At 70.2% G+C, this 25,478-nt stretch carries 24 protein-coding genes, 1 pseudogene and 1 riboswitch; of the genes and pseudogenes, 12 read left to right on the top strand and 13 right to left on the bottom strand.

The annotated features are described in order from the left end of the window. Window positions 1-20 precede the first annotated feature (20 nt). From SLV14N_RS33065 to SLV14N_RS33030, 8 genes and pseudogenes are all read left to right on the top strand, one after another. Window positions 21-1,448 (top strand): DUF6177 family protein, encoded by a 1,428-nt coding sequence (locus tag SLV14N_RS33065; protein WP_263272300.1) that lies wholly within the window; start codon window positions 21-23, stop codon window positions 1,446-1,448. 204 nt (window positions 1,449-1,652) lie between these two features. Further along, window positions 1,653-1,985 (top strand): hypothetical protein, encoded by a 333-nt coding sequence (locus SLV14N_RS33060; RefSeq protein WP_263272298.1) that lies wholly within the window; start codon window positions 1,653-1,655, stop codon window positions 1,983-1,985. 48 nt (window positions 1,986-2,033) lie between these two features. Further along, on the top strand, window positions 2,034-2,345 hold the full coding sequence (locus SLV14N_RS33055; protein ID WP_263272297.1) for a pore-forming ESAT-6 family protein: 312 nt from the start codon (window positions 2,034-2,036) through the stop codon (window positions 2,343-2,345). Window positions 2,346-2,477: 132 nt separating this feature from the next. After that, window positions 2,478-2,933 carry a DUF6507 family protein gene (locus tag SLV14N_RS33050; RefSeq protein ID WP_263272295.1) on the top strand — a complete coding sequence of 152 codons (456 nt, stop codon included), beginning with the start codon at window positions 2,478-2,480 and terminating at the stop codon, window positions 2,931-2,933. After that, on the top strand, window positions 2,930-5,572 hold the full coding sequence (locus tag SLV14N_RS33045) for a hypothetical protein (RefSeq protein WP_263272293.1): 2,643 nt from the start codon (window positions 2,930-2,932) through the stop codon (window positions 5,570-5,572). Before SLV14N_RS33050 ends, SLV14N_RS33045 begins: the two co-directional genes overlap by 4 nt. After that, window positions 5,523-6,200 (top strand): pentapeptide repeat-containing protein, encoded by a 678-nt coding sequence (locus SLV14N_RS33040; RefSeq protein WP_263272291.1) that lies wholly within the window; start codon window positions 5,523-5,525, stop codon window positions 6,198-6,200. Before SLV14N_RS33045 ends, SLV14N_RS33040 begins: the two co-directional genes overlap by 50 nt. A 159-nt stretch (window positions 6,201-6,359) precedes the next feature. Next, window positions 6,360-6,659 (top strand): annotated as a pseudogene (locus tag SLV14N_RS33035) (NUDIX hydrolase); the annotation flags it as partial. Beyond that, window positions 6,595-7,059: an NUDIX hydrolase gene (locus SLV14N_RS33030; protein ID WP_263273342.1), complete on the top strand. Its 465-nt coding sequence runs from the start codon at window positions 6,595-6,597 to the stop codon at window positions 7,057-7,059. The pseudogene SLV14N_RS33035 and the gene SLV14N_RS33030, both read left to right, overlap by 65 nt. 284 nt (window positions 7,060-7,343) lie before the next feature. On the opposite strand, the gene SLV14N_RS33025 is transcribed toward SLV14N_RS33030, so the two are convergent. Beyond that, window positions 7,344-7,829, bottom strand: coding sequence for an RNAseH domain-containing protein (locus SLV14N_RS33025; RefSeq protein WP_263273341.1), 486 nt, complete (start codon window positions 7,827-7,829; stop codon window positions 7,344-7,346). Window positions 7,830-8,367: 538 nt separating this feature from the next. Between SLV14N_RS33025 and SLV14N_RS33020 the strand changes: the two genes are divergently transcribed. Beyond that, a complete protein-coding gene (locus SLV14N_RS33020; RefSeq protein ID WP_263272289.1) occupies window positions 8,368-8,946 on the top strand; it encodes an N-terminal phage integrase SAM-like domain-containing protein in 579 nt (192 codons plus the stop codon). Window positions 8,947-9,326: 380 nt separating this feature from the next. Here the strand turns inward: SLV14N_RS33020 and SLV14N_RS33015 are convergent, their stop codons facing one another. Beyond that, the gene (locus tag SLV14N_RS33015) at window positions 9,327-10,733 is read right to left on the bottom strand and encodes a peptidase C39 family protein (protein ID WP_263272287.1); all 1,407 of its coding nucleotides are present in this window, start codon (window positions 10,731-10,733) and stop codon (window positions 9,327-9,329) included. Window positions 10,734-10,936: 203 nt separating this feature from the next. Here SLV14N_RS33015 and SLV14N_RS33010 point away from each other — a divergent pair, with 203 nt between their 5' ends. After that, window positions 10,937-11,521: a uridine kinase gene (locus SLV14N_RS33010; RefSeq protein ID WP_263272286.1), complete on the top strand. Its 585-nt coding sequence runs from the start codon at window positions 10,937-10,939 to the stop codon at window positions 11,519-11,521. A gap of 475 nt (window positions 11,522-11,996) precedes the next feature. After that, on the top strand, window positions 11,997-13,901 hold the full coding sequence (locus tag SLV14N_RS33005) for an AAA family ATPase (protein WP_263272285.1): 1,905 nt from the start codon (window positions 11,997-11,999) through the stop codon (window positions 13,899-13,901). A 34-nt stretch (window positions 13,902-13,935) separates the two neighbouring features. Here the strand turns inward: SLV14N_RS33005 and SLV14N_RS33000 are convergent, their stop codons facing one another. The 10 genes from SLV14N_RS33000 to ribD form a co-directional block, all read right to left on the bottom strand. Then, complete coding sequence (locus SLV14N_RS33000; RefSeq protein WP_263272283.1) at window positions 13,936-15,063, bottom strand: hemolysin family protein; 1,128 nt, start codon at window positions 15,061-15,063, stop codon at window positions 13,936-13,938. Then, window positions 15,060-16,433: a hemolysin family protein gene (locus SLV14N_RS32995; RefSeq protein WP_208686016.1), complete on the bottom strand. Its 1,374-nt coding sequence runs from the start codon at window positions 16,431-16,433 to the stop codon at window positions 15,060-15,062. The genes SLV14N_RS33000 and SLV14N_RS32995 overlap by 4 nt, the downstream gene beginning before the upstream one ends. A gap of 174 nt (window positions 16,434-16,607) precedes the next feature. Further along, entirely contained in the window at window positions 16,608-17,060 is a 453-nt protein-coding gene (locus SLV14N_RS32990; RefSeq protein ID WP_018087559.1) for a PH domain-containing protein, read from the bottom strand. A 61-nt stretch (window positions 17,061-17,121) separates the two neighbouring features. Continuing rightward, on the bottom strand, window positions 17,122-17,970 hold the full coding sequence (gene hisG, locus SLV14N_RS32985) for an ATP phosphoribosyltransferase (RefSeq protein WP_018087560.1): 849 nt from the start codon (window positions 17,968-17,970) through the stop codon (window positions 17,122-17,124). 51 nt (window positions 17,971-18,021) lie between these two features. Next, a complete protein-coding gene (locus SLV14N_RS32980; RefSeq protein ID WP_026169269.1) occupies window positions 18,022-18,294 on the bottom strand; it encodes a phosphoribosyl-ATP diphosphatase in 273 nt (90 codons plus the stop codon). Window positions 18,295-18,417: 123 nt separating this feature from the next. Then, window positions 18,418-18,903 carry a 6,7-dimethyl-8-ribityllumazine synthase gene (ribH, locus tag SLV14N_RS32975; protein WP_018087562.1) on the bottom strand — a complete coding sequence of 162 codons (486 nt, stop codon included), beginning with the start codon at window positions 18,901-18,903 and terminating at the stop codon, window positions 18,418-18,420. 64 nt (window positions 18,904-18,967) lie between these two features. Then, window positions 18,968-20,335, bottom strand: coding sequence for a bifunctional 3,4-dihydroxy-2-butanone-4-phosphate synthase/GTP cyclohydrolase II (locus SLV14N_RS32970; protein ID WP_263272279.1), 1,368 nt, complete (start codon window positions 20,333-20,335; stop codon window positions 18,968-18,970). Next, a complete protein-coding gene (locus SLV14N_RS32965; RefSeq protein WP_208686013.1) occupies window positions 20,332-20,985 on the bottom strand; it encodes a nicotinamide mononucleotide transporter family protein in 654 nt (217 codons plus the stop codon). Before SLV14N_RS32965 ends, SLV14N_RS32970 begins: the two co-directional genes overlap by 4 nt. Then, window positions 20,982-21,626: a riboflavin synthase gene (locus SLV14N_RS32960; RefSeq protein ID WP_208686012.1), complete on the bottom strand. Its 645-nt coding sequence runs from the start codon at window positions 21,624-21,626 to the stop codon at window positions 20,982-20,984. The genes SLV14N_RS32965 and SLV14N_RS32960 overlap by 4 nt, the downstream gene beginning before the upstream one ends. A 1-nt stretch (window position 21,627) precedes the next feature. Next, window positions 21,628-22,755 carry a bifunctional diaminohydroxyphosphoribosylaminopyrimidine deaminase/5-amino-6-(5-phosphoribosylamino)uracil reductase RibD gene (gene ribD, locus SLV14N_RS32955; RefSeq protein WP_208686011.1) on the bottom strand — a complete coding sequence of 376 codons (1,128 nt, stop codon included), beginning with the start codon at window positions 22,753-22,755 and terminating at the stop codon, window positions 21,628-21,630. A gap of 153 nt (window positions 22,756-22,908) precedes the next feature. Then, a riboswitch (FMN riboswitch) is annotated at window positions 22,909-23,039 on the bottom strand. A 173-nt stretch (window positions 23,040-23,212) separates the two neighbouring features. On the opposite strand from ribD, the gene SLV14N_RS32950 reads away from it, so the two are divergent. Beyond that, complete coding sequence (locus tag SLV14N_RS32950) at window positions 23,213-23,983, top strand: SDR family oxidoreductase (RefSeq protein WP_208686010.1); 771 nt, start codon at window positions 23,213-23,215, stop codon at window positions 23,981-23,983. Window positions 23,984-24,111: 128 nt separating this feature from the next. Here the strand turns inward: SLV14N_RS32950 and SLV14N_RS32945 are convergent, their stop codons facing one another. Then, window positions 24,112-25,449, bottom strand: coding sequence for an ROK family transcriptional regulator (locus tag SLV14N_RS32945; RefSeq protein WP_263272277.1), 1,338 nt, complete (start codon window positions 25,447-25,449; stop codon window positions 24,112-24,114). Window positions 25,450-25,478: the final 29 nt, after the last annotated feature.

The following is a 25,478-nucleotide window of genomic DNA, read 5'->3' as shown; positions in this document are numbered from 1 at the left end:
ACGAAAGACCGGACGACTCCATGACCAAGGACGTCATCGCCCTCACCCAACGCATGCCCAACCCAGCCACCATGCTCGCGGGACTGCTCTCCGGAGGCCCCGACAACCTCGTCGACACCACAGGCGAAGGCGCCGTCATACGCCTGTGCGACGAGGAGGGCCGGCCACTCGTCTGCATCGAGGCCCCGCTACTCGTCCAGGTCGCCGGCGAAGCCGAACGGCTGCTCGGGGCCACGCCACCCTCCGTCCCGTATTGGTGGACGGAAGCCCGCGCCACCACCGGCATCGAGCACGCCGAACGTCTGGCGGGTACTTTCGCCGCCCGGCTGGCCACCTTGGCCGACGGCTCCGCCTGGCCACCTGAAGCCGCGCAGTCCCTGGCCGTGGTGAAGACAGACGGCGTAAGCGTCGCACCCACCCCCGCCGGCCCCGCCGCCGGTCAGGCCACCGTCGACGTCCTGACCGACAAGGTCGCCGTCGTCATCCAGGACCGCCCCGTGGTTGCCATGACGGCCTGGCTCTCGCACGCCTACCAGACAGCCGCCAATGCCGAGCTGGGCCTGCAGATCGTCACCCCGCCCGGAACGACACTCTCCCCTGCAGTTCGCGACAGCCTCAGCAACTGGCCCTCCCGCTGGGTTCTACGGGACGAGCGCGATGGCTACTACGACGGGCTGAGCGGAGCCGTACTGTCCTGGCAGGACGGTATGTTCACCCCCGTCGCGCCGCCCGACGCCACCGCCGACGACCCCCGCACCCAGCTGGCCGCCTCCTACCAAGAAGTCACCGCCGCAGGCGAACGCCAGCTGGCCATCACCTTCCGCACCACCCACCCCGCGGACGAACGCCTGGTTCTCGGCGGGGCACTGGAAGCGATATGGCGCGAACTCACCGGCGAGCCTCCAGCCGGCTGGGGAACCGCAGAACCCGCCACCCTCCCCTGGTCACCGCGCCAGCTGACCGACATCGCCTACGAGCGGGCCCCAGCGCCGACCTGGTTCGTAGTGGTCGGCAGCCCGGACCGGCCCGGCCTCGCCACCATCCGCGTCAAGCGCACGACGGCAGGCGTGGAGGAATACGTCACGCTGACCTTCGGCTACGGGCCCGACGAGGAGCCTCCCATGAGCGCCCTGCCAAGGGCCGCGGAACTGCTCGCCACCCGCCACCGCCTCACCTCGATGCTCATCCAGATCCGCAAAGCCCGCCGCGACCTGGCCGTGCCGCCCCGCTTCGAAGGACCCGGCGTCCCGTTCGCCTTCGTACTCGGCGCGGAGGAAGTCCACCAGATGCCCGACGACCGCGCCCGGAACACCCCGCTGTCCCAGCCGCCCGTCCCCCTCGGCCCCAAGGCCCGCCCCGCGCTGTACTACCCCCTGCCTGGAGACCCCTCGGACCTGTCGGGCTGGCACGACTTCGAACGCCTGATGCGGCACCTGAAAGGCGAGTGAGAGCGCCTGGTCGCCCGGACCGACGCCGTGGATGGATGCATCTCCACGCCCAGCACATCGCCGCAAGTAACGGGGGGACGCCTGGCACCTTTGAGCCATTGTCACACCCTCGCCCTAGCATCGGGATTGTGAATTGCACCGGTCATGTCCCGGTTGATAGGCATGACCGTACATACGATCGTCAAGTCCGGCAGGGGGAGCCCGATGAAGTTCGACATGGGAGCGCAGACGCTCTCGACCCTGAGGTCGAAGTCGCAGGGATCGAGCACGGAACTGGGGACGTTGATCCACCAGCTCGTCCAGGCAGCGCAGCCGCTGGAAGGCAAGTTCAACGGCGCCGGCAAGGCGGCGTTCGACTCCTTCAAGGCGAACGCGGACGAGATCACGGCGTCGCTGAACAGCGCGCTGTCCGCGATTGTGGGCGGCCAGTCGGGTATGGAGTCGGCGTTCGGCTCCGGCGTGCAGGAGCAGGCCGACAACGCCCGCTCGCAGATGGCGGCGGCGAACTTCGACGCGGCCCGCTTCTCAGGCCGCTGACAGCCCGATTGCGGCTCAAGTACTCAGATCTCAGGGGGAGTGATTGTGATGGCTACTGGCATGGACCGGCGTTCGTACGACTCGGGGGCCTCGGCGGAGGCGCAGGGCAACATCCAGGCGGTGATCGGCCGTCTGGAGCAGGTGATCGCGGCGCGTGATGCGCAGGTCAAGGCGGCGATGGCGGATTTCGCGGCGGATGGTGTCGCCGAGGAGTACCACGGCAAGGAGCAGCGCTGGAACCGCGCCTCGCAGGAGGTCCGGAGCATCATCCAGCTGCTGAAGACGACGCTGGAGAAGAACGACTCCACCGCCCACCAGACACTCACACGCGCAAAGGCCGCAGTCGACAACATCGGCTGAATCACCCCCAGCGCACCAGCAGACGGCAACACCATTTTTGCGCTGCGCTGATGGGTTGGCCTCCGTGGAGGCGGCGGTGTCGCGCGGGTCGTGGTGCGTGGGTGCAAGAGATGAGGAATACGGGGGGCATTCATGGCGTCATGGGACATTCAGCCGCAGGGAGTGCAGGGCCAGTTGAAGGTCGTCGGCACGCACGCCGAAGACCTCGGCACAGCCCTCAACACACTGCTCGCCGACATCCAGGAGGCCGCCCAGGCGGCCGGTACGGCCGTGCCGGGCACGCAGGCCACAACGTCACCGAACGGGCTGATGTCGGCGTCGGGGTACAAGCCGGTGGGACCGGTGGCCCCGGACCTGTTGCCGAAGACGGCAACGGGCCCGGTCGCCGCAGCGCTGGTCGAGTACGTGAACGGCCGCAAGAAGGGCATGAAGGCGATGGCTGACCGTTGTCAGGCCGCCGTCTGGGGCGCCGCCAAAGCCACCAATGAATACGTCCAGGGAGACCTGGAAGCGGCCAAGAACGCCCAAAGCGCCGCCCACAGGGTGCGGCTGGATGCTCTCAAGGACTTCGGGGGGAAGAAGAAGTGAGTGGCGGACCGGTCGATCCGGCCGATGTACCGGTCTTCACCGGGGACCTGGACGTTCTCGAAACCAAGATCAAGGCGTTCTCCCGCAGCGGCTCCACGATCGAAACGGCCGGCTCGGACGTCCACAAGTCCTTCGGCGGGCTGGCCGCCTTCTACAAGGCACCCGAGGCGGAGCAGCTGTTCGGCGTCACCAAACCGGTGGAGGACACGGCGCATGACCTCGGCGAGGACATGCGCGTCATCGCCAAGGCGCTGGGCACCTACGCCCGCGAGATCACCCCGCTGATCGAGAAGTTCAAGCAGCTCAAGAAAGAAGCCGCCGACTTCCAATCCAACGAGGCCGCCGAAGACGACTGGAGCGAAGACGGCGACCTGACCGACGAGAACCTCAACCGCCGCAACAAGATCGCCGAAGTCTGGACCGCGTTCCAGGAAGCCGAACGCAACTGCCACGCCAAGATCGTCGGCCTCGTCAACGGCAAGGCACTCCACGTCATCGACGCCACCCACAAGACGGGGTACGGCTACCGCGCCGAAGACCTCAAGCAGGCCAAGAGCCTGCCCTGGGGCGACGCCGTCGAGGAATCCATTCCCGGATGGCAGGTGTGGGAGCACGTCTGGGAATTCGGCAAGGGCTTCGTCGTCGACGGCGCAGGAGCCGGCGTCGAGGCGCTGAAAACCCTGTTCGGCGGGCACGGAGGGGACGCCGCCGGCGAGGCATGGCTCGGTCTGGCCAAGCTCTCCACCGGCGTCACGATCACCACCCTGCCCTTCGTGGGCCCCGCGTACTGGATGCTGCCTGACGGCATGCTCCCCTCCTGGCTGCGGGAATCGCGTACCGCGATGACCGAGACCGGCAAAGCGTTCGTCGCCTGGGACCAGTGGGGATCGAACAACTCCCGGGCCGCAGGCGCTGTCACCTTCAACGTCCTGAGCGCCGTCATCACCCGGGGCGGTGGCAGCGCCGTGGCGGGCGCGGGCAAGGCCGCCACGGCGGCCAAGGCCATCTCCGTCGGCAGCAAGGTGGCCCAGGCCCTCGACCCGATGACCTACGTCGCCAAGGGCGCAGGCGTCGGCCTGTCCAAGCTCCGCGGCGTAATGGCCGGCCTCAAGGACGCCGGCCACCTCGCGACCCCGAATATCTCCGACGGCGCCTACAGCCTGCCCGAAGGCTCCCAAAAGCTGTCGGACGGCACGATCCAGCTCCCCAAGGACGCCGCCGTTCCGGAGGGGGCGACCAGGCTCCCGGGCGGCAGAATCAAGCTGCCCGAAGACACGGTCACCCTCCCGCCGGGCACGGTGAAGAGCCCACTCGACGGCCCGGGGAAGTACATGGGCACCGATGGCTCCCTGTACAGGGAGGACGGCAGCCTCCTCCAGAAGGGCGACGAGGCCAAGAAGGAGAATGTCCCCAACCCGAAAGCGGGCGCGGACACCCCACGGACCGAGACCCCAGCCCACCAGGAACAGCGGGTCCCGGCCGGTGTTGGCGGACGCGGCGGCGATATCACACACGTCGGCTCGGACATATCCGACCCGGCCCGCACCAGTGACAACGCAGGCCACAGCGCCACTGGCCCGCGCGACAACACCCCCATGGGCCGCGCCGGCGACGGTAACACCCCAGGCGGCAGGGCCGACAGCATGCCCACCAACAGCCACTCCCTGGGCGGTGACGGGACCTCTCACACTCCGGTCACCGGCGGGCTGGACAACTCCACGAGCGGCGCTCGCCACACCAACGAAACAAGCAGCACGGGCAACGGTGGCCACGGCGTCAGCGACGGCCCGTCCATCCCGCACCAGGGCGACGGCCCCTCCGCCCACCGCGAGCCTTCCGCCGGCCGGCACGGCGGCGGCCCCGGTGCCGGCGGGCACGATGCTCCGTCGACCGGCGGGCACGGCGATGGCTCCTCCGGTGGTCACGGCGACGGGCACAGCACAGGCGGACACCACGGCCCATCAACCGACAACCCGGGGAGCGAACCTGACGCGCCTGCACACGACGGAGCAAGCGGTGGTGACCACGACGGCCGGGGTACCGAAGGTAGCTCTGGGGACGGGCCGGACGGCGGCAGCCACGCCCCCTCCGACTGGTCCGACCGAGTCGGCGAGCCCGGCGAGCGTGCGAACGAGCCGATTCCGGCGTTGACGGCGGAGGAAAGAGCGGCGCACTGGGGCCACCTCGATGAAGTCGAAAATCGGGCTCCAGAGGAATTCGATCACCTGAAGCATGATCCTGATCACAAGAATCAGATCGACGACAAATCGATGGATGAGGCTCGAGTCGGCCTCGATCTACGGGAGAGCGGCCGCCTCCCGGCGGATATCCGTCGCCCGGAGCTGGCCGACAAGGGTGAATTCTATTCCGAATCCACTGGCGAGTACTATGACATCAAGGGCGTCCACTCCGACTATCCCCCCTTCAACAACGTGCGTGACAAGTCTCAGCCGTTCAAGGGTGCGTATGACCCGGCCAATAACGAGGCTTGGGTCAACAAGCAGCTGGCGAAGCAGATCGAAAAACGTGGACGTATAGTTATTATCGACGTTCGGAACGCAAATCAAGCGGCAATCGACAGCATCAAGGATGTCGTCGAAAGCCGTGGTTGGGGAGATCGTGTCATCTGGTACCCGTAAGAACTGGAAGCCGACTGCGCTCCCGGCCGATCCGGAAGCCACGCGGCAACTGCAGGAATGGCTCGCCTCGGAGGAATATAACCTCAATGGCATGGAGCGCGACTTCCGGGGCGCCGACCTCTCGGGTGGGGACTTCTCGAACGCGTGGTTCACCGATGCGGTTCTCGTGGGCGTGCGACTTGTCGGCGCGTCCTTCTACCGGGCCGACCTTCAGTCGGCGGATCTGACCGGAGCGGATCTGACCGGAGCGGATCTCGTCAAGGCGAACCTGGACGAGGCCGTGCTCCGAACGGCGCGGCTCAACGGGACGGATATGGTCGGGGCTTCGCTGTACGGTACCGATGCGTCGGGAGCGAGCTTCCGCACAACGAGGTTCCTCGGTGCTTCGCTGATCGACACCGACATGAGGGGGGCGGACCTGACGGATGCCGTCCTTGACGAGAACATCTTCGAGATCAAGGCCGACGACTCAACGGTGATGCGTGGCTTGACAGGCACCGTATTCGGGCCGGTCACCGTCTTCAGTGGCGAATCGTCCCGAGAACTGGCCGGCACCGAACTCGAGGCATGGATCGCTGAGCGGGGTGGGCAGGTACGGGTACTTCCTCCGTACCGCACACCGCAGTAGGGCCACGCCCCGGAGTTCACGACAGGGCAATGCAGGAGATCCACAGAGCGCTCGCCACAGTCCTCCGCACTCGGCACTACACCCAGGGCAAGTTCGGTGAGTCCCATTTCGGGGGGCTCACCGGGCTGAAACAGGAAGTTCGCTGGCCATGCTGATGCGCTCAAGCCAGGAGGCAAGGCAGAAACCACCACGGTGCGCGAGACGTTGGACGAGACTGGGGTCCACTGCGCAGTACGGAAGCACCTCGGGAACCGCCTGCACCCTGCGACCGGCGTGCTGTGCGAGTACATCCTCTGTGAGTACCTGGCCGGCGAGGCCACCAACAGCGACGCGGCCGAGAACATCGACGTGATGTGGGTCCCCAGAAACGCGGTGACCCACATCATCTCCGTCGATACGATCTTCCCACCCGTCCTGGCCGTCCTGGCCGTCCTGGCCGTCCTGGAGGAGCAGACGTGACACGGACGAGCGGTCGGGTATCGCCGCCGCCATCGTCGTTCACGAAGGCCGTGTGCTCATGGTCCGCCGCCGCGTGAGCGAGGGACAGCTCTCCTGGCAGTTTCCGGCCGGAGAGGTCGAGCCCGGCAAGGAACGCGAGGACGCCGCCGTACGGGAGCCCCAGGAGGAGACAGGGCTGACCGTGATGGCGGTCAAGCTGCTCGGCGAGCGCGTCCACCCGAAGACGGGCCGCCTGATGTCGTACACCGCCTGCCAGATGCTGGGCGGCACAGCTCATGTAGCGGACACCGAAGAGCTGGCCGAACTTGCTTGGGACGCCCACGGTGACATCCCGGAGTACGTGCCCTACGGACTGTTCGAGTCGGTGCAGGAGTACCTCGACGGTGCCATGCCGTCCTGAGTCGCCCCAGAGGTCTTCGGCGTCTCGTCCGGTGGGCAGCGCAGTGTCGTCAAGCAGACGGCTATCCGTGTCGGTGACGTCTTGGTCGTCGTCTCGGGAGCCCCAGCCTTGTCGATACTCAACTGAAGGGGGCCCTCGGCAAGGTGCAGCGTGCAGTTTGACTCCCGCTGTCGGCGGACTCGAAGTGGGGCCAGCGGCCGGGAGGTATCCCGGCCGCTGGCCCCACTTCTCATCTCGGCGCGATCGTCCGTGATCGTGCCCTCAACAGCTGGGAGGACGGCGGCTTATGCGTCGCCTCCGCGTGCTTCCCTGAGGATCTCGAGGCTCTCGGGGTCCTTGGGTTCGGAGCGGCGGAACTGCGGGTGGCCGAGGTCCATTTGGAGTGCGGCGTGAAGTGGCGCGGGGTAACGCGTTCGATCGGACCACGAGAGCGCCTGGTGGCTGAGTCGGGCTGCGACGACGGCGAGGGCCTCGCGCTCGTACCCGTCGCGCGTGTACATCGGAGTAATTTCGCGAGTGGTCATGCTGTACCAGGGAGAGTTGAGTTCGTTCTCCTTGCGCTCGTCAGCATTCTTTGACGCCTTGCCCGGGTCGGCGCGCCAGCGGGTCTTCCACTGTCCGTGGCGCTTCTTGCCGTAGTTGCGGGGCTCGGTGAACAGGAACCACGGATGCCCCTCGGGCCGGTCTTCCGGGTAGTAGAGATCGCTGGAAGTCTTGAGCGGCTTAGACCATGTCCTACATGGTCTAAGCGGTCGATTTCGCGGACCGATTCGTGCTGGCCACTCCGCGCAGCGGAGATCGCGCCGACAGGCCTACCACCCCGCTCCCAGCGGGGCAGCCCCTTGGGCGGCACGCAACTACATCATCAGCGTGGGTATCCCCATGGAGCGGCTGCTCAGATGCCTCAGATGACCGCCGGCCTCTGGGACTTTGCAGGGACTTTGAGGTCTGTCAGAGGGATTTGCGAGGGACATTCGACCGCGCAAGGCGGCAAGCGCTTGAAAGACCGGAAAGGGCCTCCGATACAGGTCAGAGGCGTTTTCCTAGGTGAAGTCCCAGGTAGGGGCGGACGAGTCGGCCTGTACGCCGGGTACAGCTCGACCTCTGACGTCTGCGGCATACCCAGGGCCTTTCGCGAGGAGTCCCAGCCACGACGTCAGTTGACCGGGCCGGACATGGGAAGCCGAGCAATGCTCGCGCCGACAAAGGCGTTGGGGCGCCGGTAAGCGATGGCTCGTACGGTACCGGGAGCCCGGTGGGCGTAGCGCTCGGCAGCGTGAGAAGTCGTTCGACCGCAAGAAGGACGCGGTGGATTTCGCCACCAAGATGGAGAACGACAAGCGGGAGAACAGCTACGTAGATCCTTCTGCCGGCAAGGTGTCGGTGCGGCGTTACGCGGCCGACTGGCTCGCCCTGAAGCCCATGGCGGCCGGCACGGAGGAGTCCTACGAGCGCATCATGCGTCTACACGTCCTCCCGCAGCTGGGGAAGAAGACCATCTCCCAGGTCACTGCGGCCGACGTGGAGGAGCTGTACGCGCTCTGGCGCCGGCAGGGCGCGATGCCCAACACGATAGATTCCCGCCGCATTGCTCTGTCGAGGATATTCTCTCACGCGGTTCGCCACAAGAGGATCCGCGAGAATCCGGTCAAGCAGGCTGAGAAGCCTGCCAACCCCATCATGCAAGTGGATGAGAGGACGCTTCCCAGCTTCGATGAGATCTCAGCCTTGGCCAAAGAGATTGGTCCACGCCTGGAGCCTGCTGTGTGGCATGGCGTGCTGCGGATTGCGTATCGGAGAGTCGCTGGGAGTCTTTCCGGAGGACATAGTCGGCGGCACGTTGCGTTGCCGGCGGCAGGTTGTGCGTATCAAGAATTCCTCAGGTAAGTACGTTGCCCTCCACGCTCCCTTGAAGCATCGGAAAGAGGGCGAATGGCGCGACATACCGGCGCCCGCCACCCTGGAGCCGCTTGCCGAACGGCTGCCCATTCGGAATCAGGCCGGAGGCATGATCTACCCCGACCTTTTCCGTAAATCCTGGGACCGGGCTCTGAAACGCCTCGGGCTTCCCGGCTACAACCCCCACGATCTCCGACACACATGGACCACCGTGACCCTGAGCAACGGTGTGCCCATCCACGAGGTGTCGCGATGGATGGGCACAGCTCGATCAAGTTCACGGTGGACCGATACGGCCGCCTCGCCCTCAACCGACGGCAGTGAACGCTGCCGTCAGGTCATCGAGGCCACCTTCAGGCTGCACATGCTCAGCGGATTCCCAGCTCCGCGAGTACCCGGCGCTGAGTGGGTGCCGGCTTGGCCGGGAAGTAGAGGTAGCAGACGCCGCCGCTGCCGCCGACGACCTTGCCGTCCGCGTTCTTGCGCTTCGTCCGCAGCCAGATGTTCTCGAACTGCCGGCGCTTGTACACGCGCCGGACCGCGGCGTTGTCCGGTGAGGCCGGGTCGTTGGCGATGATGTCGCCGTCCTCGGTGAAGCCGACGACGGTCATCAGATGGCCGGCGGTGCCGTAGCCCGCGCCGTCGAGTTCGGTCTTCAGGAAGGACTGGGAGGTGATGACGGGGATGCCCGCGTGGATGAGGCGTTCGATGTCCGTGAGGGAGGAGAGGCGGGTCACGACGCCTTGCAGGTCCCGGTAGGTGGCGGCGTAGGCGGCGTTGAAGGGCCAGTTGCCGCAGCCTTCGTACTGGTAGTCGAAGGTGTAGCGGGCGGCGTGGCAGACCTGGGGGTCGGCGTAGTCGGGGTTGACCCAGGACAGCTGCTGCTGGGTGGGCTTGCGGCCCCAGTATTCGACGATCATCTGGGAGGAGGTGGGGCTGCACCAGGCCTCGCCCCCGTTGTCGTACTCCGGGTACTGGCCCTTGTGGATCTCCTGCGAGTAGCGCGGGACGACCAGCTCGCGGCCGACCCGTCCGGGCGCGGACGCCGGCACCTCGAAGCGGTCGGGGAGGTCCGAGCTCATGGCACCCAGCCGCCAGACGGTGGGGGTGAGGGTGCCGCCGGGCTTGCGGTAGAGGGTGACGCGGAGCTCGTAGGAGGCCAGGCGGAGGCCGCTCGCCGGGGTGTCGATGGCGAAGGTGTCGGTCGAGACGCTGCTCTTGCCGTCCTTCTGGTCGTCGATGGAGGTGCGCCGGATGTCGCTGTCGCCGTCGCCGGAGGTCCAGCGGCCCATGACGTACCAGGGGGTGCGGCCGCCGTCGCTGTAGGTGCCGCGCAGCGCGACGGCGATCCACGTGCCGGGCGGGGTGTGGGCGTTCCAGGAGGCGACGACCTCGGTGGCCGGGACCCCGAGACGGTGGACCGGGGAGGTCCAGGTGGCGTACTCCCAGCTGGTGGTCTTGCCGGTGTGCGGGTCTTTGTAGTCGGAGGTGCCGGCCGGGCGCGCCAGGCGGATGCCCGGCCGGGCGCCGGGCGCGAGGGCGGTGCCCTTGGCGTGGCCCTTGGTCCAGTCGGCTGTGGTGGTCCAGGCGTGATAGTCCACGAGGCTCTTCGATCGGCGCGCGGGGGCGTCCGGGGTGGTGGCGGTGGCCGGGGCAGCGGTACCCGCGGCGGGCTTGCGGGAGGCGTCGACGGCCTGGGCCGAGGGGGTGGCGACACCCGCGGCGGCGGCTAGCGCGGCGGCCAGGACGGTGCGCCGGGGCGCGGAGCTGGTCATGGTGGAGGTCCCCCAGTCGGATGCGTACGAGCGGGTGCGAAGGCCGGGCCGGGCCGCGGGTGGGCACGGGCGGGTCGGCAGTGGCTCAACTATTCCCGTTGCGGGCCCGCTTCGGAAGGCGCTACGACGCGCGTCGCCGGAGGAATATTGGTGCGGACCACTGGCATGAGGAGGGGCCGGGGCCCCGCGCGTACGCTGGCGCAATGGACCGTGACCTGGCTTCGCTCGCCGCCCGGCTGCGCACCGCGCCGCCCTCCTGCGGCCCGGTGCGGCTGATCGCGGTGGACGGGCACGCGGGGTCGGGCAAGAGCACCTTCGCCGGGCGGCTGGCCGAGGAGCTGGGCGGAGTGCCGGTGGTGCACACCGACGACCTCGCCACCCATGAGGAGCTGTTCGCCTGGAGTGAGCGGTTCAACGCCCAGATCCTCGCGCCGCTGTCCCGGGGCCGGACGGCGCGCTACGGCGTCTACGACTGGGTGCGCGGGGCCTTCACCGAGGAGCGTGCGCTCGCGCCCGCGCCGCTGGTGCTGGTCGAAGGCGTGGGCGCGGGCCGGCGGGCGCTGCGGCCGTATCTGGCGTGCCTGCTGTGGATGGAACTGACGAGCGAGCACTCCTGGGAAAGGGGTCAACTCCGGGACGGGCCAGGGCTCTCCGCGTTCTGGAGTGGCTGGATTCCGGCGGAGCGCGCGCACTTCACAGCGGATCCTTCGCGCCCGTACGCCGATTTCCTGGTGCACCAGGGGCAGATGGGCTACGAGGTGATCGTGGGACCTTCCGGAACACCCTGAGCGGCCCCGCATTTCACGCTCCGTAGTGGACCACGGCCGACGCGCCCAGCGACGCCGACAGGGTCCCGCCGAGTGCCTCAACTCGGCTTGACCTGGGGGGCGTACAGGACTTACGTTCTGAATGTGCGGTTCTACGGACCGCCCACAGATGCGAAGCCCCCGGTTGTTCCCCCGTGATCGGGGGCTTCGTTCTGTGCAAAACCGGCCCGTGCCGCCGCCGGGCTCCCTCTCTCCCTCACCCTGGGTCACCGCACTCTTCACGCCGTCGCGCCCTGCCCGGTCGTCCGCTCTTGCCCCGTACCGCCCTCTACGGACTGCACCGATCCCGCAGGTACCATGCGAGTCCGTGCCACCGCAGGCCAGGGACCGAGGTGTGCGCGGAGACGGTCAACTCCCGTCCGCCGTATGCCGGTTAGGGAGCCGCGGCCGGGCACTCGCCCGGCGGTACACGGGGGACGTTTTATGGGGGGACGGGATGGATTTCGGCACTCAGGGTTCGCCCGCCCCGGCCGAGCTCGCCTGGCTGCGCGCGGTCGACGCCTACACCGTGGGCGCCTATCCGCAGGCGGAGGAGGAGTTCCGGGCCGCGGTACGACTCGATCCGACGATGGCCGACGCCTGGCTCGGCCTGCACGCACTGCGCGCCGACACCTCCATCGCGCTGCTGCGGATGCACCGGCACCGTGACCGCTTCGGCGAGATGCGCGCCCGCCACCGACGCACCCTCAACTCCTGGTACTGGCTGGGCTGGTGGGTCCAGCCGGTGCTGGAGACGGGCCGCGATCTGCTGCTCGCGCACGCCTCCCACTGGCTCGACGGCCGCCATGTCGCCGAGCTGGACCAGGCGCTGGCCGGCTGCCCGCCCGTCGACACCGACCCCCAGGTGCGCTTTCTGCACGCCTGCCGCGCCTATCTCGTCAAGGACTGGGACCAGCTCGTACGGCACACCGAGCCGCTGCTCACCGACCCGGTGCTGGGCATCGAGGCGGGGCTGTTCGGCGGCATGGCGCGGGTGCGGCTGGAGATGTACGGGCAGGCCGAGCCGCTGCTGGCCGCCGCGCTGATGCGCTGCCGCAGCGAGCAGCCGCAGCGCAAGGAGCTGCGCTACTGGCTCGCCCGCGCCCACGAGGGCACCGGCCGCAGCGCCGCGGCACTCCCCCTCTACCGTGCCGTGCACCGGGTCGACCCGGCGTTCATGGACACCGCGGCGCGGCTCGCCGCCATCGCGGAGGGGGACGGCCTGGACGAGGGCTCCGATCTCGCGACGGTCTCCGCCGCCGGCCTCGGTCAGGAAGCCGGCGGCGATCCGGAGCCGCCGGCCCCGCTCGATCCGGCTGACGGCCGTGAGCTGCTGGTGACCGGCGAGGCGGACGGGCCGGACGGCGAGGTGGGCGGCACGCCGGCCGGGGGCGACGCGGCAGCCCGGGTCAAGGCGACGGCGCCGGTGCCGCGCGGTGCCGAGCGGCTGCCCGCCGGGCCCGCCGATCCGGTGCTGCTGGAGAAGGCGCTGGCGGAGCTGGAGCGGATGGTCGGCATGGAGCCGGTCAAGCGGCAGGTGCGGGCGCTGTCGGCCCAGCTGCGGATGGCGCGGCTGCGGGCGGGCCAGGGGCTGCCGGTGCAGCCGCCCAAGCGGCACTTCGTCTTCTCCGGGCCGTCCGGCACCGGCAAGACCACCGTGGCCCGCATATTGGGGCGGGTCTTCTACGCCCTGGGGCTCCTCGGCGGCGACCATCTCGTGGAGGCCCAGCGGTCCGATCTGGTCGGCGAGTTCCTCGGCCAGACCGCCGTCAAGGCCAATGAGCTGATCGACTCGGCACTGGGCGGGGTGCTGTTCGTCGACGAGGCGTACAGCCTGTCCAACTCCGGCTACAGCAAGGGCGACGCCTACGGTGACGAGGCGCTGCAGGTGCTGCTCAAGCGCGCCGAGGACAACCGCGACCGGCTCGTCGTCATCCTGGCGGGCTACCCGGAGGGCATGGACCGGCTGCTGGCCGCCAACCCGGGGCTCTCGTCCCGCTTCACCAGCCGCGTCGACTTCCCCAGCTACCGGCCGCTGGAGCTGACCGCCATCGGTGAGGTGCTGGCCGCGGAGAACGGCGACCGCTGGGACGAGGAGGCCCGCGACGAGCTGTGCAGCATCAGCGGCCATGTCGTCGAGCAGGGCTGGATCGACGAGCTGGGCAACGGCCGCTTTCTGCGCACCCTCTACGAGAAGAGCTGCGCCTACCGCGATCTGCGGCTCTCCACCTGGCGCGGCACCCCCACCCGCGACGACCTCGCCACCCTCCGGCTGCCCGATCTGATGCAGGCCTACGGCGAGGTCTTCTCCGGCCGCGGTCCGGACATCCAGGGGCGGCCGCCGAAGGGACCGGACTTCTAGGCATCGGGCGGGCGGATTCGCCCTCACGAGCTCGTTAGCGGGCCAGCGCGCGCTCCTCCGCCGGCAGCGGGGTCTCCTCGCGGGGCTCGCTGACCCGGTCTCCCGCGCGCCTGGGGCCGCGGGCCGCCGGGGCCCGGCGGTGGGCCGGGTCGCGGACCTCGCCGACGAGCATCTCCAGGACGTCCTCCAGGGCGACCAGGCCGAGCACCCGGCCGGTCGCGTCGGCGACCGCCGCCAGATGGGAGGCGGCCCGGCGCATCGCCGTCAGTGCGTCGTCCAGGGGCAGTTCGGCGCGGAGCGTGGTCATCGGGTGCCAGATGCGCTGGGGCACTGCGCGGTCCCGTTCCTCCAGGTCAAGGACGTCCTTGACGTGGAGATAGCCCATGTACGCGCCGCCGGGGGCGCACACCGGGAAGCGGGAGTACCCGGTCCGTACGGTCAGCCCCTCCACCTGGCGGGGCGTCACGGTCGGTTCGACGGTGACCAGTCCCGCCCGGTCCAGAAGGACGTCCGTGACGGGGCGGCTGCCCAGTTCCAGGACGTCGGAGAGCTGTTCCTGTTCGGCCGGCTCCAGCAGGCCCGCCTGCCCGGCGTCCTCGACGAGGTGGGTCAGCTGCTCGCTGGTGAAGACCGCCTCGACCTCGTCCTTCGGCTCCACCCGGAAGAGCCGCAGCACTCCGCGGGCGCAGGCCCCGAGCAGCGCGGTGACCGGGCGGCACAGCCGCGCGAAGGCGACCAGACCGGGGCTGAACCACAGGGCGGTCTTCTCCGGCGCCGCCATCGCCAGGTTCTTGGGGACCATCTCGCCGATGACGAGGTGGAGGAAGACCACCAGCGCCAGGGCGATGACATAGCCGAGCGGGTGGACCAGGGCGGCGGGGAGGTGAATCGCCTCGAAGAGCGGTTCCAGGAGATGGGCGACGGTCGGCTCGGCGACCGCACCGAGCGTCAGTGAGCAGACGGTGATGCCGAACTGCGCGGCGGCCATCATCTGCGGGAGGTTCTCCAGACCGTGCAGCACCTGCCGGGCACGGCTGGAGCCCGCGGTCGCCAGCGGTTCGATCTGGCTGCGGCGTACGGAGACCAGGGCGAACTCGGCGCCGACGAAGAAGCCGTTGGCGAGCACGAGCAGCACCGCGAAGAGGAGCTGGACCAGTGTCACCGGGCCACCTCCGCGCCGACCACGACGGGCTCACGGGGCGCCTCGGGGGCGGCGGGCACCGTGACGGTCGCGGTCCGGACGATCCTTATCCGCTCGGCGCGGTGGTGCGACACCAGCCGCACCCGCAGCCGCCAGCCGTCGAGTTCCGCGATGTCGCCGGGGGCCGGGATCCGGCCGAGTATGTGTGCCACCAGTCCTGCCACCGTCTCGTACGGTCCTTCGGGGGCGTCCAGGCCGATCCGGCGCAGGGTGTCCACCCGGCAGCCGCCGTCGGCGTCCCAGGCGGGGCGGCCCTCCTCGGGCGGGGCCTGGACCAGCTCGGGCAGGTCCACCCCGTCGTGCTCGTCGCGGACCTCGCCGACCAGCTCCTCGATGATGTCCTCCAGGGTGACCACACCGGCCGTGCCGCCGTACTCGTCGACGACCACCGCGATCGGCTGTTCGCTGCGCAGCCGCTCCAGCAGGGGCTGCACCGGCAGGGTCTCGGGCACCAGCAGCGGCGGTACCGCGATCCGTGCCGCCGGGATGCGCAGCCGCTCGTGCTCCGGGACCGCCAGCGCGTCCTTGAGGTGCACCATCCCGACGATTTCGTCGAGGCGGGTGCGGTAGACGGGGAAACGGGAGAGGCCGGTGGCGCGGGTGAGGTTCACCACGTCCTCGGCGGTCGCGGATGCCTGCAGCGCGCTCACCCTCACTCGCGGCGTCATGACGTTCTCCGCCGTCAGATCGCCCAGCGACAGGGTGCGCACGAACAGGTCAGCGGTGTCCTGCTCGATCGCGCCCGCGCGGGCGGAGTGCCGGGCGAGCGAGACCAGTTCGCCGGGGGTGCGGGCGGAGGCCAGCTCATCGGTCGGCTCCACGCCCAGCATCCGCACCAGGCGGTTGGCGACGGTGTTCAGCAGGGTGATCACCGGGCGGAAGAAGCGGGAGAAGGCCCGCTGCGGGCCGGCCACGACGCGGGCGACGGGCAACGGCTTGGAGACCGCCCAGTTCTTGGGGACCAGCTCGCCGATGACCATCTGGACGGCGGAGGCCAGCAGCATGCCGATCACCACCGCCGTGCCGGGGACCACGCCCTCGGGCAGGCCGATGGCCAGCAGCGGGCCGGACAGCAGCTCGGCCAGCGCGGGCTCGGCGAGCATACCGACCACCAAGGAGGTGATCGTGATGCCCAGTTGGGTGCCGGACAGCTGGAAGGAGAGTTCCCGGAGCGCGGAGACGACGGTGTGGGCGCGGCGGTCGCCGTCGGCCGCGGCGCGCTCGGCGTCCGCCTTCTCGACGGTGACGAGTCCGAACTCGGCGGCGACGAAGAAACCGTTGGCCAGGATCAGGACGAGAGCCGCGGTGAGCAGCAGCAGGGGGCCGGTCATGCCGCCGCCTCCGTGGTATGCGGGGGTTGGGGAGGGGCGGCGCAGGTACTACAGGACGATCCGTCCATTGCCGGAGGGAGTCACTCCTCGGGTCGCAGTGGTCCCACTGAGGGGCGGGGCGCAGGGCGCGCCCCGGAGAACAGAGTAAACAGCGGGGCCCGGATTAGGGCAGGCTCACCCGGCCGTGTGGTCGACAGCACCATGCTTCTCGGTGAGGTCGCGCAGCGCGCGGGCGTCCCGGATGGCCTGGTCCCTGGCGATGCCGGGCTGGATGCCCATGGCGGGCAGGCTGGTGCCGTCGGCGAGGTCGAGATGGACCCAGGGGTCGCCGGCCCGGAGGTTGACCCGCAGGACCTGCGCCCAGGCCAGTTCGCGCTTGGTGGTGAGGTTGACCACCGTGATGCCCTCCTGCCGTGCGACCACCTTCGGGCGGCCGAGCAGCAGGAGGACGGCCAGCACCAGCAGTCCGGTGAGGACGAAGCTCAGCCGCTCGCCGCCGCTCAGCTTCGGCAGCGCCAGCGCGATCGCCGTGAGGGCGGCGAGCTGGGCGAGGCCCACGGAGTACAGGACGACCCGGGTGCGGGTCGGCCGGAAGGTCACCGGCAGGCTGGGCAGGGGCGCGGACACGTCGTCGGTCTTCCGTCGTGGGTGGTGCGGTGCGTACGGGCAGGTGGCCGGGGGCCGCGGATCAGAGCCGGCAGGCGTGGATGCCGGTGGTCAGGATCGCGCGGGCGCCGAGGTCGTAGAGCTCGTCCATGATGCGCTGGGCGTCCTTGGACGGGACCATCGAGCGGACCGCGACCCAGCCCTCGTGGTGCAGCGGGGAGACGGTCGGCGACTCCAGGCCCGGGGTGAGGCCGACGGCCTTCTCGACGTGCTCGACCCGGATGTCGTAATCCATCATCACGTACCGGCGGGCCACCAGGACGCCCTGCATACGGCGCAGGAACTGGCGCACCTTCGGGTCGTCGTCCGGTGCGCCGGTGCCGCGGATGACGACGGCCTCGGACTTCAGGATCGGCTCGCCGATGATCTCCAGGCCGGCGTTGCGCAGGGTGGTGCCGGTCTCCACGACATCCGCGATGATCTCGGCGACGCCGAGCTGGATGGCGGTCTCCACGGCGCCGTCGAGGTGGACGACGGAGGCGTCCACGCCGTTGTCGGCGAGGTGCTGGCGGACCAGGCCGGAGAAGGAGGTGGCGATCGTCATGCCGCCGAAGTCGGTGACCTCCTTGGCCGTGCCCGGACGGGTGGCGTAGCGGAAGGTCGAGCCGGCGAAGCCGAGCTGGAGGATCTCCTCGGCCGGCGAGCCGGAGTCCAGCAGCAGGTCACGGCCGGTGATGCCGATGTCGAGCTTGCCGGAGCCCACGTAGACCGCGATGTCGCGCGGGCGCAGGAAGAAGAACTCGACCTCGTTCTCCGCGTCGACCAGGACCAGTTCCCTGCGGTCCTTGCGCTGGCGGTAGCCGGCCTCATGGAGCATCGCCGACGCAGGCTCGGACAGTGAACCCTTGTTGGGGACAGCGATGCGCAGCATGAGAGCGAGTTCCTTTGCAGCTAAGCGGTGTTGGGTGTGCGTGGGGGTGGATCAGAGGTGGGCGTAGACGTCGTCCAGGGAGATTCCCTTGGCGACCATCATGACCTGGAGGTGGTAGAGGAGCTGGGAGATCTCCTCGGCGGCGGCCTCGTCGGACTCGTACTCGGCGGCCATCCACACCTCGGCGGCCTCCTCGACGACCTTCTTGCCGATCGTATGGACACCTGCCTGCACCAGCTCGGCGGTACGGGAGGTGGTGGGGTCGCCGGTGGCGGCCTTCTGCTGGAGCTCGGAGAAGAGCTCCTCGAACGTCTTCTTGGACATGATGGTGACCACCCTACGCGGTTATGTCACAGCGCCGCGCAGTGGCTCGACTGAAGGGTGGTGGCGGGTGACGGGCGGGCGCCGCGGCTCGGCCGACGGCTCGCGGCGGGTGACGGGCGGGCTTCAGCGCCAGGGCTCGGACACGGTGCGCAGCGTCGCGGCGGTGGCGACCGCGGCCGTGACCGCCTCGTGGCCCTTGTCCTCGGTGGAGCCCTCCAGGCCCGCGCGGTCCAGGGCCTGCTGCTCGGTGTCGCAGGTCAGCACGCCGAAGCCGACCGGTACGCCGGTGTCCACCGAGACCTGGGTCAGACCCTGGGTGACGCCCTGGCAGACGTAGTCGAAGTGCGGGGTGCCGCCCCTGATGACCACGCCGAGGGCGACCACCGCGTCATAGCCGCGGCCGGCCAGGACCTTGGCGACGACCGGCAGCTCGAAGGTGCCGGGCACCCGCAGCAGCGTCGGCTCGTCGATACCGAGCTCGGTGAGGGCGCGCAGCGCGCCGTCCACGAGGCCGTCCATCACTTGCTGGTGCCACTGCGCCGCGATGACGGCCACCCGCAGGTCGCCACAGTTCTTCACGGTCAGTTCGGGTGCGCCCTTGCCGCTCACGGTTCTCCTCGTTCGGGTGATGTGCTGGTGGTGTGCTGGGTGGTGGTGACGTCGTGCCGGGTGGCTACTGGTTGTCGCAGGTGGTCGCGGAAGCGGGCGCGGCGTAGGCCGCTCCGGTGAGGGGGAACTCCCCTGCTCGCGCAGATTCGAGAGCTTGGGGGATGGTGCCCGCACCGGGTTCCAGCCAGGGCAGATCGTGCCCCATCCGGTCGCGCTTGGTGCGCAGATACCGCAGATTGTGCTCCCCGGCCTGGACGGGCATCGGCTCACGGCCGGAGACCCGCAGGCCGTGCCGCACCAGGGCAGCGGTCTTTTCGGGGTTGTTGGTCATCAGGCGCAGCGAGCGCACCCCGAGGTCCTGGAGCATCTGCGCGCCCGCGGCGTAGTCGCGGGAGTCGGCGGGCAGCCCCAGTTCGAGGTTGGCGTCGAGGGTGTCCCGGCCGCGCTCCTGGAGTTCGTAGGCGCGCAGCTTGGACAGCAGGCCGATGCCGCGCCCCTCGTGGCCGCGGAGGTAGATCACCACACCGCGTCCGGCCTCGGAGACCTGCCGCAGCGAGGCCTCCAGCTGGGGGCCGCAGTCGCAGCGCAGCGAGTGGAAGATATCGCCGGTCAGGCACTCGGAGTGGACCCGGACCAGGACGTCCTCGCCGTCGCCGAGCTCGCCGGCGACCAGTGCGATGTGCTCGACGCCGTCGACGGTGGAGCGGTAGCCGTAGGCGGTGAACTCGCCGTGTGCGGTGGGCAGCCGGGTCTCCGCCTCGCGGCGGACGGTGGGCTCGGACGACTGCCGGTAGGCGATCAGGTCCTCGATGGAGATGATCGACAGTCCGTGCTTACGGGCGAACGGCACCAGCTCCGGCAGCCGCAGCATCGTGCCGTCCTCGCCCGCGATCTCCACGATGGCGGCGGCCGGGCGCAGTCCGGCCAGCCGGGCGAGGTCGACACCGGCTTCGGTGTGGCCGTTGCGGACCAGCACCCCGCCGGGCCGGGCGCGCAGCGGGAAGATGTGGCCGGGCCGGACGAAGTCACCGGCAACCGATTCCCCGGAGGCGAGCAGCCGCAGGGTGGTGGCGCGGTCGGCGGCGGAGATACCGGTGCTGACGCCGTGCGCGGCGGTGGCGTCGACGGAGACGGTGAAGGCGGTCCGCATCGACTCGGTGTTGTGCTCGACCATCTGCGGGAGTTCCAGCCGCTCCAGCTCCGGGCCCTCCATGGGGGCGCAGATCAGCCCGCGGCACTCGCTCATCATGAACGCGACGATCTCGGGGGTGGCCTTCTCCGCGGCGATGACGAGGTCGCCCTCGTTCTCGCGGTTCTCGTCGTCCACGACGACCACGGGGCGGCCGGCGGCGATATCGGCGATGGCCTGCTCGACGGGGTCGAGGGCCAGTGCCGCGGCGGCCTCGTCGTACCAGCTCTGCAGTGCGGTCATGCCGCTGCTCCTTCCAGGACGGGGTGGCCGCTCGCACGCGAGCGCAGCCACCAGTCGCGCAGGCCCCACACGACGAGGGCGAGATAGACGACGTAGACAAGGCCGGAGAAGGCGAGCCCGCTGCTGAAGGCGAGCGGCACTCCGACGACGTCGACCAGCAGCCAGGCGAACCAGAACTCGACCAGGCCGCGGGCCTGGGCGACCATCGCGGTGAGCGTGCCGACGAAGATGTAGGCGTCCGGCCAGGGGTTCCAGGACAGCTGCGGGATCAGGGTGAACAGGGTGCCGACGGCCGCGGTGCCCACGGCGGTGCCGCCGAGCAGCAGGCCGCGCTCGCGCCAGCCGGCGAAGCGTACGGCGATGGAGCCGTCCTGGGCCTGCTGCCGGCCGCGCTGCCACTGCCGCCAGCCCCACAACGCCACGCCGATGACGAGGAGTTGCTTGCCGACGCCGCCGCTGAGGTGGGCGGAGGCATAGGCGGCGACGAGGACGGCACCGGAGAGGAACTGGGCGGGCCAGGTCCAGATGGAGCGCCGCCAGCCGAGTGCCAGTGCGGCCAGACCGATGGTGTTGCCGATCATGTCGGACCAGATGACGTGCTGCCCGAGGGCCGTGAAGGCCTCACCGTTCAGCGTGTCGAGGACGCTCACCGGTCCATCTCCTTGATCTCCTCGATGTCCTTGAGGTCCGCACTGCCGTCGGCACCTCGCCCGAGCAGCCGCTCGACGTACTTGGCGAGGACGTCGACCTCCAGGTTCACCGGGTCGCCGGCCTTCTTGATGCCCAGGGTGGTCAGGGCGAGGGTGGTGGGGATGAGGCTGATGGTGAAGTAGTCGTCGGCCGCGTCGACGACGGTGAGGCTGACGCCGTCGACGGTGATGGAGCCCTTCTCGACGACATAGCGGGACAGCGCGGCCGGCAGCGCGATCTTGACGATCTCCCAGTGTTCGCCGGGGGTGCGCTCCAGGATCGTGCCGGTGCCGTCGACATGGCCCTGGACGAGGTGTCCGCCGAGCCGCCCGCCGAGCGCCATCGGGCGCTCCAGGTTGACCCGCGAGCCGGTGGCCAGCGCGCCGAGGCTGGAGCGGTTGAGGGTCTCGGCCATCACATCGGCGGTGAATTCACCGTCGGCGGTCTCCACAACGGTCAGACAGACACCGTTGACGGCGATCGAGTCACCGTGCTTGGCGTCTTCGGTGACGACGGGTCCGCGCAGTCGGAACCGGGAGGCGTCACCGAGGTTCTCGACGGCGACGATCTCACCCAGTTCTTCGACGATTCCGGTGAACACTTCAGTTCTCCTCGTGGAGGGCGTGGCGGATGGGAGTGGCGGTGATGCGCAGGTCGGGTCCGAGCCGTTCGGTGTCGGTCACGTCGAGCCGCAACGCCTGGGCGATGGTGGTGATTCCGGCGTCGCCGACGGCGGCCGGTCCGGCGCCGAGCAGGACCGGGGCGAGATAGCCCACGACCTTGTCGACGGCCTGGGCGGCGAGGAAGGCACCGGCGAGGGTGGGGCCCCCTTCGAGCAGCACGGAGCGCACGTCACGTGCGTACAGGGCCTGGAGCAGTGCGGGGATGTGCAGCCCGCGCCCGTCGGCGGCGCGCGGCAGCCGGACGATCGGGGCGAGGCCTTCGAGGTGACCGGCGTCGGCGTCCTCGGCGACCGCGATGAGGGTGGGCGCGGTGCCGTCCAGGACGCGGGCGCCGGCCTTGACGGCGGTGGCGCCGGAGTCGACGACGACCCTCAGCGGCTGGCTGATCTCGTCGTCGGACAGCCCGCTGATCCGGGCGCCGAGCTGCGGGTCGTCGGCGCGGGCGGTGCCGGAGCCGACGATCACGGCGTCCGCGGCGGCCCGCAGCCGGTGCACATCGGCACGCGACCGGGGCGAGCTGATCCAGCGGCTGGTGCCGTCGGCGGCGGCGATCCGGCCGTCGAGGGTCGCGGCGTACTTCCACAGCACGAAGGGGCGGCGGCGCAGCACCGAGGTCAGCCAGGCCTCGTTGCCGGCGGCGGCCTCGTCGGCGAGCAGTCCGCCCTCGACGTCGATCCCGGCCTCGGCCAGGGTGACGGCGCCGCCGGTGGCGGCCGGATTGGGGTCGGAGACGGCATAGACGACGCGGGCGACCCCGGCGTCGATCAGCGCCTGGGCGCAGGGGCCGGTGCGGCCGGTGTGGTTGCAGGGTTCGAGAGTGACCAGTGCGGTGCCGCCCCGGGCGCGTTCGCCCGCGGCACGCAGGGCATGGATCTCGGCGTGTGGCCCGCCGGCCCGCTGGTGCCAGCCCTCACCGGCCGTACGGCCGGCGGAGTCCAGGACCACACAGCCGACCACGGGGTTGGGGCTGGTGTGCCCGAGCCCGCGCGCGGCGAGCTCAATGGCTCGGCGCATCGCCGCGATCTCGACGGGGGCTGCGGTGGCCACCGGGTCCTCCTGCCTCTCAGGGCACGGACTCCGGGGCTGTCTGGACGACAGAAGCGGAAACGACGCCACGGGAACACCGCGGCCGGAAATACGCGGACCGCCCGGGAAAATAACCGGACGCGCCGCCGACGGCGGTGTACCGAAGCTCGCCCGCCGCGCACTGCCTCCCATCCGGACTTTCACCGTCGGTGCAGGAATTTCACCTGCTCAACCGGCCGCTGGCTGCGGACGGGTCGCGGACTGTTACCGCCGGTTCGGAATTACACCGACCCCGGAGTGCGCTGCTGCTCTTATGTCAGTACAGCTTCAGTCTGCCACGCCGCGTCGTCGCCCATGCGAGCGAAGCCCTGTGGGCTGCCTCACAGCCCCCGGCGCGCCACCCGTGTCACAGACCGCGCGCGTGAGGCGTCATAGCGGAGACGTCCCCCTCCCTTCTCCCCTCAAGGACTGATCCGTGATGGCGACAATTCTGGTGACCGGCGGCACGGGCACACTCGGGCGGCCCCTGGTGGACCGGCTGCTCGACAACGGCCATGACGTCCGGTCACTGAGCCGGCGGCCGCACACCGGCACGGAGCGGCCCCGGCCGCGGTCGTACGCGGTCGATCTGCGCGACGGCACGGGGCTGCCCGAGGCGATGGCGGGCGTGGACACGATCGTGCACTGCGCCACGACGCCGGCCGGCGGCGACATGGAGGCGGCCGGGCGGCTTGTCCAGGCGGCGAAGGCGGCGGGCATCCCGCACCTGGTGTACATCTCGATCGTCGGGGTGGACCGGGTGCCGCTCAGCTACTACCGCACCAAGCTGGCAGTGGAGCGGCTGATCGAGGACTCCGGCCTCGGCTGGACGGTGCTGCGCACGACACAGTTCCACGATCTGGTGCTACAGCTCATCAAGGCGGGCGCCCGGTCGCCGGTGCTGCCGGTGCCGACCGGGGTACGGGTGCAGCCGGTCGAGGTACGCGAAGTGGCCGCCCGCCTCACCGAGTTGGCGGCCGGCGACCCGGCCGGCCGGGTCCCGGACATGGGCGGCCCCGAGGTACTGAGCGCCCACGATCTCGTACGGGCCACGCTGAAGGCGGGCGGACGGCGCCGGCTCCTGCTCCCGCTCTGGCTGCCGGGCGCGAGCGCCGCCGCCCTGCGCCGCGGCGGAAACCTGACCCCGGAACACGCCGACGGGCAACGCACCTATGCGGAATTCCTGGCGGAGCGGGCGGGTGGGGGCTGATGGGCGGATGAGGGCGTCAACACCCGCCCGTTCGGGTGGCGTCCGGAATACCGCCCACCCCCGGCCCGTTGTGGCCCGCGAGGGGCGTCCGCACCCCCTACGGGATCTGTTCCCACCCCCCTGACGGGTCACCTCAGCGACGGGGAGACACCCCCGGGCCCCGCGGCCCCGAACAGCTCGTTCTGTGCGGCGTCCCGTGCGGCGAGCACCGCGCCGAGCAGCACCGCCCGTCCGCCGACCGCCCCGGCGCGTACGTCGGTGCGCAGCGGGGAGAGCCGGGCCAGATGGGCGGCGACCCGGTCGGCGAGCGCGGCGCCGCCGCCACGGCCGATCTCCCCGCCGAGGACGACACACCCGGGGTCGAGCACGGCGCACACGGCCGCCACGCCGAGGGCGATCCGCGCGGCCAGCGCGTCGAGGAAGGCGGCACCGGCGTCGCCGGCGGCCACGGCGGACCGGACGAGGGACTCGGCGGGCGGGGCATCGGTGGGGACCCCGGTGGCGGACGAGGGCGCGTTCGCCACGGTGTCGGACGGGAGCTGGTTCGCCCCAGGGCCGGACGAGGGTGCGTCCGCCCCCTCCGTTCCGACGGCGGCCCCGTACGGCAGGCCGTGTTCCGCCGCGAGGGCGCAGATCGCGGCGGAGCCTGCCAGGGAGTGGAAGCCGCCGTCGCAGCCGCTCGCGGAGGGCAGTGCGCCGGTGCCGGGAACCGGCAGAAAGCCGATCTCGCCGGCGCCGCCCGAGGCGCCGCGCCGCAGCGTGCCGTCCAGGACCACGGCGGCGCCGGTGCCCTGGCCGAGCCAGAGCAGGACGAAGGTGTCGCGGTCGTGGGCCGCGCCGTCGCGCTGCTCCGCGATGGCGGCGAGATTGACCTCGTTCTCCAGCAGGACCGGTACGCCCGTCCGTGCGCGCAGCGCGCCGACCAGTCCGACATGCCAGGACGGGATCCAGTCGGTGCCGCCGAGCCGCCCGGTGGCGGGGTCGACCAGGCCGGGGGCGCCGACTGCGACGGTGTGCGGAGCGTGTGCGCCCGCCGCGGCAAGGGCCTTGTCCACAGCGGCGAGTGCGGTGGCGACGGCCGTATCGGGGGCACCGTCCGGGTCGATGAGGACGGTGTGCTCGGCGCGTACCCGGCCCAGGAGGTCGGCGACCGCGACGGTGACGCTGTGCGTCCGCAGATCGAGGCCGACGAGATGGGCCCGGTCGGCGACGATCCCGTAGAGCCGGGCATTGGGCCCGCGCCGCTGTGCGCCGCTCTCACCGACCACGGTGATCAGCCCGGCCTCCTGGAGACGCTCGACGAGGTCCGCCACGGTCGGCCGGGAGAGACCGGTCAGCGACTTGAGCTGACCTGCCGTCAACGGCCCCTCGGACTGCAGGAGTTGGAGTGCCAGGCGATCGTTGATCAGCCGTGCGGTGGTCGGGGAGGCGGTGCGGCCGGCCGCTGCCGCGCGCGGTGGATGCATGGCGGGATTCTTTCATCCGGTCGGGCCAA

The sequence above is a fragment of the Streptomyces sp. Je 1-4 4N24 genome (assembly GCF_026239515.1).
GTDB classification, from domain to species: domain Bacteria; phylum Actinomycetota; class Actinomycetes; order Streptomycetales; family Streptomycetaceae; genus Streptomyces; species Streptomyces nigrescens.
The sequence above is the reverse complement of the archived record's forward strand: the minus strand, read 5'-3'. Positions and strand labels throughout refer to the sequence as shown.